The organism is Bremerella sp. P1, assembly GCF_028748185.1.
In the GTDB taxonomy this organism is placed as follows: domain Bacteria; phylum Planctomycetota; class Planctomycetia; order Pirellulales; family Pirellulaceae; genus Bremerella.
Genome location: NZ_CP118164.1, coordinates 6944025 through 6955728 on the forward strand (window position 1 = coordinate 6944025; position 11704 = coordinate 6955728).

Below are 11704 nucleotides of genomic sequence, written 5' to 3' on the forward strand. Positions count from 1 at the left end.
TCAGCCGGGACCACTACGTCTCCCTTTAGAAAATCGTCCTGCCTGAATGACGGAGTTTACCTGAATTCGCGCAAGCACTTGCGATTTCTAAGAACGTCGGAAAATCGCAATCGCTGCTAGCGGGAAATCGCGCGAAGCACCGCAGATCTCGCTGAAAAGCATCAAGGAATTCCAATGCGTTCGCACAAAAAGAAAGCCCCATTCACTCGCATGAACGGGGCTGTTCGATTTGATTCGTGTTGGATGCGAAGGACTACTTCGATTCCGGCAGCGACTTGATTCGCAGGTTACGGAATTCAACCTTGTCGCCATGGCCCAAAAAGCCGATGTGCCCGGTCGAACGCTTCAGACCTGGGTGTTCGCTGCCATCGAGCGTTGGGTTATTGCGGATCTCTTCGAGGTCGACGTTCAGGATTTCCGTGCCGTTAAGAACAACCTTCACCAGGTCGCCATCGACGGTCACTTCCTGCTCGTTCCATTCGCCAAGCGGCTTCAGATGACCACGCTTGGCCGGAGCCAAACCGTAAAGCGAACCGTGATACTGGTACGGCTTCAGCGTTTCGTACTTCTTGGCGGTGTTGTCCAGAATCTGAAGTTCGTACCCTTGGTAGGCGGCGTTGCCCTGCAGCGGAGCTCGGATACCCAGGCCATTGTTCGCCCCAGGCGGCAGCTTGAATTCAAACTTCAGCACGAAGTTGGCGTACTCTTTCTCAGTGTAAATGTTACCGCCGCCTGCCTTGGGATCGCAGACGATGCTTCCCTCTTCGACCTTATAACCCTTAGTGTTACCGACCCAACCGTCGAAGTTCTCGCCGTTGAAGATCGAGACAAAGCCTTCTTCAGTCTCGGCTGCGAAAACAGAAACGGTGGGACCAACGATCAACAGGCCCAACAGAAGGGAAGCCAAAAGAGTTCGCATTGTGTGATTCTCGTCAGGGAGGTGTGAAAATAGAGGCGGGTTTCATTGAGAAATATCATTTTGCGCGAGATATCAGCGCGCGTCAAAGCACAAAGCGGTCTATTTTTAAACCATTCGCGACATGATTTGACTAACAGCCAGCCAGGGGCATCCGGCGTGGTTAGTCAGCGCGGGAACGACGCCAGGCACTGGGCGTCACGTCGCGCATCTTGCGAAATGCACGATAGAAAGTCGAAAGCTCAGCGAATCCGCACTCGAACGCAATCGAAGTAATCGGGCGATCGGTCGTTTCCAGCAGCTTACAGGCATGCTCGACACGCAACTCTTGCACGTAATTCAACCACGTCTGGCCTGTCACGCCGCGAAACAACTGGGTGAAACGGCGGCGCGGGATGCCGATACTGCTCGAGGCCTCGTCAATGGTCGTCGCTTCAAAGAAATGCGTATCCAGATGGCGAATGTAGGCAACCATCTCATCGACGCCGGGCTCTTGCGACAGATCGGTCAAGCCTTCCGACTTGTCGACGCGATGACTGGAAATCAGCGAAAGGATCTCCAGCCCGTTCGAAACCATCGCCAAGGGCGTTAATGGACTATTCTGCAATTGCTGATAGAGCAGACGTCGTAATCGTCGTTCGATCCGCTGTGCGAAGTGGGCCTGACGCGTCAACAACCCGAGCGGCAAAGCCGAGACGGCTTGCGTATCAAAGGCAAGCAACGAGCGATGCACGCACAGCACATAGCAGGAAATCGGCGAGTTCGGTGAATCTTCGATGCGATTCTTGCGGCCCGGCAGAACCACCACCATGTCTCGGGGCCCTACCTCGAAGCGATCCTCCGCGACATGCACGTGACCGCTGCCCGAGATGACGTAAAGCACCTTCACGAAGTCATGGACACGAAACTCCATCTCGAAGTCCGGACCGTGATGACTTTCAAGTATCAAGACACCCCACGAAGGCAGGGTCTCTTCCAAGGCGTGATTTGTCAGTGAAGGCGTCAAATTCAACATGGGCCTTTGGTTGGCTCGATGGGGAGAAACGCTCCCTAACCTAACTCAAATCGGCATTACTATAACCCAGATTCGGCGATAGGTGAAACATCGGGCCACGGAAATCATCAAGATAAATTCCAGGGTCAACCAAAAAAAGCGTCGGATCCAGCAAGGACCCGACGCTCAATTGTAGTTCGTTTTGAGGCTGTTTGCGGCTTACAGCGGCGTTTGCGGCGGAAGCGGCGTTGGGCCAACCGGACCTGGCAGATCCTCTTGGATGTTGCCAACACGGTGCAGGTGGTTGTGGTCGATGTAGATCACCTCGCGAGTATCTTCGTCTCGCAGGGTATGCGGAATCGGCCAGCCAATCCGCTTCACTTCGGTGTAATAAATCGTGCACTTGTAGTGAGCGTGGTGCAACTGAACAGGGCCCACAAGCGGCATGACCCGTGGTGGATCGACGTAGTCAGCGATCTTTTCCTTGGTGATCCGCACGTTGTTACGTTGAACTTCGTGCAGGAAGGGCAGGCCACCCTCGACCGGGCGGGCGCGCTCCAGGGCTTGCATCACTTCGTCGTCGCTAGGCGGATCCAGAGCAACGTGAGGTGCCCCGGGAGGAATGGGCGGAAGAACCGGTGCACGATCATATCGCTCGTGGTTATGGAACTCGTCTTCCTTGTTGTCCATGTAGTAAGGGGACACAGGAATCGGGAACAGCAGAGGCCCCAAGTAAGGACCTTGAGTCGTACAACCGGTGCTGCTCAAAGCTGCCAACCCCACACCCAAGATCAAGCTGAGCTTAAGAATGCTTCGTTTCATCGTTTTCCTCAATGCCTTCCAGGGCGATATAGGGCTGGGCCCCTATCAATCCGACCCACCGGATAACCACTTCCTCCATGAAGTGGGCGCTTATCTGTAGATAGTTATCGTGTGAAGCTGTAACAAACTTGCGGCTTTTTCCGCCTGGCCCGAAAATTCAAGCAATGCGGTCGCTAGCATGCCATCTTCCTCATTTCACGCGGCCGAACATGGCCGCGAGCACTGCATAAAAAAAGCCTCCGGCGGAATCGCGAAGGCTTTGAGGGGGTACTCGAAGGTCGTGTCACGCCCGCACTTGGCGAGCGTGACCGACAACTTCGTTAGAAGGAGCTGTGACGGCGGGCCTTGAAGTCCAGCGTCCACCAGCCATCTTTCCATTCCATTTCGACCTTACGCCATCCCAGTGGAACTTGCGGGTAAGGGTAGAACGGGCCGATGTATGGCCAAGCTTGCGGCGAGTACTGACGCGGGTAGGTAACAGCCGCGTAGTTCGGATGAGCTGCGTAAGCAGGCCAAGCGTAGCCAGGCATGTGCGGGTGGTCGTACCGAGCAGGTCGGTAGTAACCATAACCGTACTGAGCTGGGTAGTAAGCCGGAGGAGCGACGGTAGCCATTGGCTGTTGAGCCATGTTAGCACCAGCGTTCGCTGCGGCTGCATTGTTGTTAGCAGCAACCTGATAAGCAGGTGCTTGGGCCGGGATCGGTCGAGGCTGACCAGCCGGAACTGGCTTCAGCTGACGCAGCGGAGCGGCTGGAGTTGGCTGATTGGCCAACACGCTTTGCTCTTCGCTAGGCTTTTCGGCACTGACCGGTTGAACCGGCGAGAAGCTGAATTCTGGCTGTGGTTCGAGAGCTGGCTCTTCCATGACCTGCGGAATGGCAGGCACTTGCTGAGCGACTTCCTGAACCATAGGCGTGGCAGCAACTTCCTGAACCATTGGCTTGGTAGCCGGTTCGGGCTGCACCTGAGGAGCAGGCTTGCTCAGATCGCCAGCGGCCAGATCACGTGGAGCAGCGACGAGCTCGGTAGCTTCTGGCTGAGCGACAACGTTGCCTTCGATGCGGATACCATCGACAACGCGTTCGACTCCAGAAACACGACGAGCGATGTCGACCGCCAGGTCATGCTGCTGAGGATTCGAGACGTGGCCTTCCAGCCAGACGACCCCTTCTTCAACTCGCAAACCAATATTGAAGCCCTTCAGGCTTCCTTCCGACTTTTTGGCTTGCAGCTGCTTAACGATGGACTGGGCAATTTCGGTATCCCCAGCCATCGCGATCGCAGGCACGGCCATGAAAGCCGCGATGATCGCCAAATGAATTAGACGTGACATCGTCCCCCCTCCTAGGAAATTCATCTTCACGCGTTGATTACTGCTATCCAGCGATTGGATCCGCAACGGGAAGCGGCCGAAGCTGGATTCTGTTTTCAATCTACAGGATCTATTTTTAATCGCGCAGAAACCACTCACAGTGGTTCTGCCCTCTCTTCATTCGGCTAACGGTTGGTCTAAAAGGCAGTGTTTTTTCGATTTTGCGAGTTAAAAGGCCCGATTCTCGATCCCAAGGTTTACCTAACCGTTACCAGCAGCGCATGAAAAAAGCCTCCACTGATAAGTGCAGGCTTTCCTCTTGTGTGATCTGCAAAAGCTTAGTGATGCTTCGGCTTCTTGTACGACTTGAAGTCCAGGAACCAGTAGCCGTCATCCCATTCCAAGGCAACATGCTTCCAGCCTGGTGGAATCTGTGGATTTGGGTAGTACATGCCGGTGTAAGGCCAAACCGCTGGAGCATTGGTCTTTGGGTAGTTCATAGCACCAAAGTGCGGATGTCCCCCAGCAACCGGGCCTTGATAGCCAGGCAACCGCGATTGATGGTGATGAAAACCGTGGTGACCGTAACCTGGTGGGCAGTATGCACCCCCGTAGGCAGCCGGTGCATAACCGTGGTGCGGCATAGCCTGGGCAGCGTAACCAACTGGCATGGCTTGTGGGCCAGCAGCCACAGGCATGGCTTCTTGCGACATGACCGTCGCGGGCAACGCGAAGGCACCAAGCACCAACGCTAATTGTAGGACCGACAAACGCATCGCATTCTCCCGATAGTGCGCGGCAATGTTTGCGCGATACCGAGCGTTTAGGAGCACATGCTGGCCGTCTTTGGCTAGCTAAACACCATCGCTCGGGTCATAGACATAAATTGACCTAGAGGGTGTTTCGGCAGAATGCCGCGTCGAGAAGTAGGAAATTTTCCAATTCTGACAGTCGTAACGCGATTTCCGACTGATTCGATCATGCCAGCAGAAAGACTGCCGGGTCAGATCTGCCGTGTTGGCTTGGTAGCACTCGGTTCAAACACGCACGTCACGGCCAGAACAACGTAGACGATGCTACCACCGAGCCAAAAACCGGAACCACTGGTGATTTCGTGAACCAGGTGCACCGTCAGCACGAGAAAGCACGTTACCGAGGTAAACTGTGCCAGTTGCTGGTTCGCAGACTCGCGAGCAAAGCGAACCCAGACCACACTGAGCATGGCACATAGGTAGAGCAGGGAGGCGAACCACCAAACCTGCGGCGGCATATGAAAGGGAAACATCCGCGATCCAATCCGTGGAAGTATTTTTCGAATTCATTTCGAGAAGGCCAAGTTTTACTAAAGCCCGGCCAATTCCCAAATACGAGTTCGACTACTTATCAATAAAAAGGGCACGTCACGAACCACGCGACGTGCCCTTAGCTATTATCGACATCCATCGACCAAAACTATTTGATCAACTTGCCCAGTTCCGTATCGAGCTGCGAGATATGGAGACTGCGGCTGATGACCTTACCGTCTGGGCCAACCAGAATCATGGTCGGCAGGGTAAGGACACCCATCTCGATTGCATAGCGGCTATCGAGACCACCATCTTCATATAGCTGAGGCCAAGCCAGGCGATTGGCGGCGAGGAACTGCTTGACGTCCTCTTCACTGGAATCCAAGCTGACCCCGACAACCTGGAAACCACGAGCCCCATACTTGGCCTGCAGCTGGCGAATAATGGCCATGTCTTCTTTGCAAGGCTCGCACCAGGTAGCCCAGTAGTGCACCAGCAAGGCACTACCCTTGGCACCCGAGGAATCGAGCTTCTTGCCATCGACGGTTGTACCGCGAATAACAAACGGTTGCCCCACGGCATCCAGGCGTCGGATCGCTCCGTTGGCCTTATCGCCCAAAACTGTCCCCGAGAAGTCGGTGCGAATCCGGGTGTACCACTTCTTCGCGTCGTCCTCTTCGCCCGCGAATTCGTGGGCAATGGCCAACTGCATCATGGCTTCTGCCGCATCAGGACTCTTGGGGTAAGTGCCGATGAAGTCCTCGAGCTTAGCCAGCCAGGCTTCCTGGATCTTAGCGTAGTCGGCCTTCGGATCCTGGAACTGCTGCGTGTAGCCTGCCGACATTTCGCGGAAACGAACGTAAGCGGCCAGATCGCTCTTAGGAGCCCGCTTCTCGACCTGATCGGCCAGCGACTGCAGTTGCTCCAATCCCTTGCTCAGCTCTCCCGTTTGAATACCGCCACTTAGTGCGTCGGCAAGCTGCTTGATCCAGTTCTCACGCATCTCGTCGTCGTTCGCAGCGGCGATCACCTTTTTGATGACGTCCACACGCTGCATGGCCAGCTTTTCACGCTGATCTGCCGTAGCGGCCTGGGCCATCTGCTGATCGAGTTCCTCGAGCGAAGTCAGAATCTCTTGGATTTCGCTACCGACGCCCATCCCGGCTTGTCCAGCCGCCGGATTGCCGCTGTAGCTGACCGAGAAGAAATAGCCCTGAGGATTGGCCGCCACATCTTCAGCACCGGGAATACCAGCAGGAGCCCCGATCAAGCGCCACGCATCGCCAATGCGAACGAGCGTACCGAGTTCGAGCTGACCGTGTTCTCCGGCCTTATCCAACATGGCGATCGCGTTTTCGTAAACGACAAGGTCCTTCGAGACACCCTCGGTTCCAGCCGGAACAATCCCGGGTCGTGTCGCACCAAAATGAACCCAGTTGGTGCTCTTATCAATCAGCTTCTGCTGACGAGCCCAAGCAACGAACTGTTCGGCTCCATTTTCGACCTTATCTGAGACCTCTTTGGCCCGCTCTCCTGTGAGGCCAAGCGACTTGAGCTCAGCGGCGGTCGGCAAAAGGGCAGCGAAACGGTCGGCATCGCCAGTCTTGGCTGCTTCAACCAGTTCGGCTGAGACCTCTTCGGCGGAGATCATCTTCCACTGGTCGACCAGACCGTCTTCGTCCTTATCGAGCCCCCACCGGGTACCCGCCATGCCGAGCCAACGATATTGGTCCGCTTTGCCGTTGAAATCGGTATCTACGTCGCGGTAGACCTCGACTCCGTCCTTATAGTAGGCCCAGAAATCGACCTTCTTGTCGTTATTGGTGTCGAGGAACACCCGCAGGCGTTCGCCGTTGGGGCCAGTGACAACCCAACCGGTAGCTTCGCCGACCTTCTCCGCCCCAATGTTGCACTTGGGGATTTGATTCGCGTCGGGCGTCTGGTATTCAACGTCCTCTTGTATGGGCTGCAACTGCAAAGCCTGCTCTGCGGTCGGTCCGGCAGCCCATACCGAAGTTCCACAAACCATGCTTACGCCCAGGGCCATCGCCCAATGAGCCTTATGACTCTTCATTCCAACCATCCTTGTCTCAAAAAATGCAGCAAATGCTTGTGGCAGCAACTATTCATTGCTTGCGATAGCTGTGGATGATTATCCACAAAACCGCCAATGGAATCACCATCAGTTTTTTGGGACCCACCGGCATCCGATCCCCGAACTTTTCCGTGTTTCTGGGGTCCTGAACTATGAAGTTCTGTCTATACGTAGCCGATATTTCGAGGGTTCCTATCAAAAAGCGGCCACCCCGGTTTGACAGATCCCCAGAGGCCGATAGAATTTGCTATTTCCCGTTCGGGGCAATAGCCTCGATAGGGCGTATAGCTCAGTTGGTTAGAGCGCGTCGCTGATAACGACGAGGTCCCAAGTTCGAATCTTGGTACGCCCACTAGACGACTCCGGGACGTTGTCCTAGAGTAGTCGATCCCATGAAAAGGGGCTGTAGCTCAGTTGGGAGAGCATCTGCTTTGCAAGCAGAGGGTCGCAGGTTCGATCCCTGTCAGCTCCACTTTCGAGGCCAATAATCAGTACGATTTGCGGCCTCGAAAAAATCTCGCGAAACTTTTTCGCGGGGCCCTTTACAAAGCAAACTTGCTGAGTAAACTTTGACGCTTCCCGATTGGGAAACATCTTTAGCTGATCGCAATGAAACGGAGTTCATTGAACTCTTTTTCATTCCGCTCAGCGGAAGACGACAAGGCCTTCAAGCCGAGTCGAAATGATCTTTGACAATTTGGTTGGTAGATGGCATTTGCGTAGCAAAGTGGATGTCGAGTTTGGGGTTTGCCCTTGGCAGGCCGCTTGCTCAACGAAAGCTTTGTTGCGACATAAACGATGCAATTTCATAGAGTTATGGTTATTACCAAAAAGTGTTGCTCTTGATTCTCAGCCTAGCTGAAATCAGGGCAGTGCCGATTTTGAGTGGTAGCCGTTCTTAAAGAGAATCTCGATGTCTGTCGGGCCTCATCACATGGCCAACCTGAGAGGGTTGGCAAGTGAAGTGTGTCACGCAGCATTGTGAATCGTTACAAGATCGGATCTCAGTGATTGGCCTTAGACAAGCCAGTCACATTAGGTAGTCCGAAATAGTTTGGTTGTTCAAGCTGGTATGGGTTTGCTAACCCTAAGCGAGCTTTGAATATTTGTGGTCAAGCTATTAAGGGCACATGGGGGATGTCTTGGCATCAGAAGACATGGCGTGGAAGACTGCGATAAGCCTGGGGAAGTTGTCAAACGAACGTTGATCCCGGGATTCCTGTTCAACCTAGGGAACTGAAACATCTAAGTACCTAGAGGAGAAGAAAGAAAAATCGATTCCGTCAGTAGCGGCGAGCGAACGCGGAATAGCCCAAACCTTGAGGATTTTCCTCAGGGGGTTGTAGGGCCTCTCATATGGAAGTTACAAAACTGCCGACTAGCCGATATGACATGGAAAGGTCAACCATAGAGGGTGACAGTCCCGTAGGCGAAAGTTGTGTAGTCTTCCGAGAGGTACCTGAGTAGGTCCAGTCACGTGAAACCTGGATTGAATCTGCGGGGCCCATCCCGTAAGGCTAAATACTCTCTGATGACCGATAGTGAACTCAGTAGCGCGAGTGAAAGATGAGAAGAACCCCGACAAGGGGAGGTATGTGAACCTGAAACCATGTGCCTACAAGCGGTCGGAGCCCGATTAATGGGTGACGGCGTGCCTTTTGCATAATGATCCGGCGAGTTACCGTCTGCGGCAGGTTAAGGCCTTACGGGCTGTAGCCAGAGGGAAACCGAGTCTTAATAGGGCGTTAGTCGTAGGTGGTAGACGCGAAACCAGGTGATCTACCCATGAGCAGGTTGAAGCGCGGGTTATACCGCGTGGAGGACCGAACCCACTTAGGTTGAAAACTGAGGGGATGACTTGTGGGGAGGAGTGAAAGTCTAATCAAACCTGGAGATATCTCGTTCTCTCCGAAATAGCTTTTGGGCTAGCCTTGAGCCACTACGTACCGGGGGTAGAGAGACTGAATCGGTTTGGGGCCCTTCCCGGGGTACCCTGCTGGACCAAACTCCGAATACCGGTGCGACTATCTCAGGAGTCAGTCCGCGAGGGATAAGCTTCGCGGTCGAGAGGGAAACAACCCAGACCGTCTGCTAAGGTCCCCAAGAGATGCTCAGTCACTAAGGAAGTTGAATTGCCGAGACAACCAGGATGTTGGCTTAGAAGCAGCCACCATTTAAAAAGTGCGTAACAGCTTACTGGTCGAGCAATTCTGCGCCGATAATGAACGGGAGTAAGCATTTCACCGAAGCAGCGGATTCGAAAGAATGGTAGGAGAGCGCCGATCGTCAGATACGAGCCGTACCGTAAGGAGCGGTGTTGGGGCGATCGGGTGATTATGCCGGAATGAGTAACGATAAAACAGGTGAGAATCCTGTTCGCCGAAAGCCTAAGGTTTCCTGGGGAAGGCAATTCCGCCCAGGGTTAGCCGGTCCCTTAGTCGAGGCTGAAAAGCGTAGACGATGGACAGCAGGTCAATATTCCTGCGCTACGGTTGTGGACTGATGGAGGGACGGCGTTTCAAAGGTGATCGGACTGGTGGAACAGTCCGTGGGCTCTAGCAAGGTGAGGAATAGGCAAATCCGTCCTCACAAGCCAAGTTAGAGCGCTGACTCTTCGGAGGTAATCATCAGCGGGACGTCCAAGAAAAGCTTCTAAAGGTTGAAGCAACTGTAACCGTACTAAAACTGACACAGGTAGGCGGGTCGAGAAGACCAAGGCGCTCGGGAGAACGGTGGTTAAGGAACTCTGCAAAATGGCCCCGTAAGTTCGCGATAAGGGGTGCCCCTGGCGGTTCACGCTGCTGGGGGTCACAGTAAATCGGCTCTGGCAACTGTTTATCAAAAACACAGGACCCTGCCAACTCGCAAGAGGATGTATAGGGTCTGACGCCTGCCCGGTGCCGGTAGGTTAAGGAAGCGGGTGCAAGCTCTCGACCGAAGCCCCGGTAAACGGCGGCCGTAACTATGACGGTCCTAAGGTAGCGAAGTTCCTTGTCGGGTAAGTTCCGACCTGCATGAAAGGCGTAATGACTGGAGCACTGTCTCAACCACCGACCCGGTGAAATTGTAGTCGTGGTGAAGATGCCACGTTCCCGCAGTTAGACGGAAAGACCCCGTGAACCTTTACTGTAGGCTGATATTGGTCTGAGATATGTTTTGTGTAGGATAGGTGGGAGGCTTTGAAGTTTGCACGCCAGTGTAGATGGAGCCATCCTTGAAATACCACCCTGAATATGTTTTAGCTCTAACCTAGAATTTCTGTGAATCCAGACTAGGAACAGTGTCAGTTGGGCAGTTTGACTGGGGCGGTCTCCTCCCAAAGAGTAACGGAGGAGTGCAAAGGTACCCTCAGCCTGGTTGGTCATCAGGCATAGAGCGCAATGGTAGAAGGGTGCTTAACTGTGAGACCCATAGGTCGAACAGATACGAAAGTAGGTCATAGTGATCCGGTAGTCCCGTATGGAAGGGCTATCGCTCATCAGATAAAAGGTACTCCGGGGATAACAGGCTTATCGCATCCGAGCGTCCATAGCGGCGATGCGGTTTGGCACCTCGATGTCGGCTCATCACATCCTGGGGGTGAAGAAGCTCCCAAGGGTTCGGCTGTTCGCCGATTAAAGTGGTACGTGAGCTGGGTTCAGACCGTCGTGAGACAGGTCGGTCCCTATCTGCTGTGGGCGTACGAAACTTGAGGAGATTCTTCTTTAGTACGAGAGGATTTGGAAGGACGTTCCTCTGGTGTCCCAGTTGTCATGCCCGTGGCACGGCTGGATAGCTATGAACGGAAAGGATAAACGCTGAAAGCATCTAAGCGTGAAGCCCGCTCCAAGATTAGGTTTCGTAAGTACTTTGTACGAGAGTCCCCTGGAAGACGACCAGGTTGATAGGCCAGATGTGTAAGCACAGTAATGTGTTCAGCTAACTGGTACTAACGGACGAAAGCTTGACCACTTATATTCAACGCTCACTCGTTGAGCCAACTTGAATACCAAGTGACGATTCACAAGGTTCTCAACAAACCATCGAACGTGTTGCGAATACGCAAACACCTCTACCAAACCAAATTGAGCCTGACTTGGCCCACACGTCAGTCAGGTTCTTTCCGGTGACCATATGGTTGTGGAAACACCTGTTCCCATTCCGAACACAGCAGTTAAGCACAACCAGCCGATGATAGTGCCCACCAGTGCGAAAGTAGGTATCGCCGGATTCATTTACACTTCAAAGCCCCGCTTATAACAAGCGGGGCTTTTTTATTGCCCATGGGCAAAGTAAAAC

At 53.8% G+C, this 11704-nt stretch carries 7 protein-coding genes, 2 tRNA genes and 2 rRNA genes; 4 read left to right on the top strand and 7 right to left on the bottom strand.

Annotated elements, in window-relative coordinates; all coding sequences use genetic code 11:
• Positions 1 to 253: 253 nt before the first annotated feature.
• The 7 genes from PSR63_RS28105 to PSR63_RS28135 form a co-directional block, all read right to left on the bottom strand.
• Entirely contained in the window at positions 254 to 919 is a 666-nt protein-coding gene (locus PSR63_RS28105) for a 3-keto-disaccharide hydrolase (protein ID WP_274329633.1), read from the bottom strand.
• 160 nt (positions 920 to 1079) lie between these two features.
• Complete coding sequence (locus PSR63_RS28110) at positions 1080 to 1931, bottom strand: AraC family transcriptional regulator (RefSeq protein WP_274329635.1); 852 nt, start codon at positions 1929 to 1931, stop codon at positions 1080 to 1082.
• A gap of 198 nt (positions 1932 to 2129) precedes the next feature.
• Positions 2130 to 2732 carry a hypothetical protein gene (locus PSR63_RS28115; RefSeq protein WP_274329637.1) on the bottom strand — a complete coding sequence of 201 codons (603 nt, stop codon included), beginning with the start codon at positions 2730 to 2732 and terminating at the stop codon, positions 2130 to 2132.
• A gap of 320 nt (positions 2733 to 3052) precedes the next feature.
• Entirely contained in the window at positions 3053 to 4066 is a 1014-nt protein-coding gene (locus PSR63_RS28120) for a BON domain-containing protein (protein WP_274329639.1), read from the bottom strand.
• Between the two features lie 317 nt (positions 4067 to 4383).
• A complete protein-coding gene (locus PSR63_RS28125; protein ID WP_274329640.1) occupies positions 4384 to 4821 on the bottom strand; it encodes a hypothetical protein in 438 nt (145 codons plus the stop codon).
• A 227-nt stretch (positions 4822 to 5048) separates the two neighbouring features.
• On the bottom strand, positions 5049 to 5330 hold the full coding sequence (locus PSR63_RS28130) for a hypothetical protein (protein WP_274329641.1): 282 nt from the start codon (positions 5328 to 5330) through the stop codon (positions 5049 to 5051).
• A gap of 167 nt (positions 5331 to 5497) precedes the next feature.
• Entirely contained in the window at positions 5498 to 7405 is a 1908-nt protein-coding gene (locus PSR63_RS28135) for a redoxin family protein (RefSeq protein WP_274329642.1), read from the bottom strand.
• Between the two features lie 299 nt (positions 7406 to 7704).
• Here PSR63_RS28135 and PSR63_RS28140 point away from each other — a divergent pair.
• From PSR63_RS28140 to rrf, 4 genes are all read left to right on the top strand, one after another.
• Positions 7705 to 7778: transfer RNA gene (locus tag PSR63_RS28140), tRNA-Ile, on the top strand.
• Between the two features lie 47 nt (positions 7779 to 7825).
• A tRNA-Ala gene (locus PSR63_RS28145) sits at positions 7826 to 7898 on the top strand.
• Positions 7899 to 8536: 638 nt separating this feature from the next.
• Positions 8537 to 11377 (top strand): 23S ribosomal RNA (locus PSR63_RS28150).
• Between the two features lie 150 nt (positions 11378 to 11527).
• Positions 11528 to 11636: ribosomal RNA gene (gene rrf, locus PSR63_RS28155) — 5S ribosomal RNA — on the top strand.
• Positions 11637 to 11704: the final 68 nt, after the last annotated feature.

What these genes read in the sequence shown, in the direction of transcription:
- PSR63_RS28105 (WP_274329633.1), bottom strand. Translation starts at nt 919, where the DNA reads ATGCGAACTCTTTTGGCTTCCCTTCTGTTGGGCCTGTTGATCGTTGGT.
- PSR63_RS28110 (WP_274329635.1), bottom strand. Translation starts at nt 1,931, where the DNA reads ATGTTGAATTTGACGCCTTCACTGACAAATCACGCCTTGGAAGAGACC.
- PSR63_RS28115 (WP_274329637.1), bottom strand. Translation starts at nt 2,732, where the DNA reads ATGAAACGAAGCATTCTTAAGCTCAGCTTGATCTTGGGTGTGGGGTTG.
- PSR63_RS28120 (WP_274329639.1), bottom strand. Translation starts at nt 4,066, where the DNA reads ATGTCACGTCTAATTCATTTGGCGATCATCGCGGCTTTCATGGCCGTG.
- PSR63_RS28125 (WP_274329640.1), bottom strand. Translation starts at nt 4,821, where the DNA reads ATGCGTTTGTCGGTCCTACAATTAGCGTTGGTGCTTGGTGCCTTCGCG.
- PSR63_RS28130 (WP_274329641.1), bottom strand. Translation starts at nt 5,330, where the DNA reads ATGTTTCCCTTTCATATGCCGCCGCAGGTTTGGTGGTTCGCCTCCCTG.
- PSR63_RS28135 (WP_274329642.1), bottom strand. Translation starts at nt 7,405, where the DNA reads ATGAAGAGTCATAAGGCTCATTGGGCGATGGCCCTGGGCGTAAGCATG.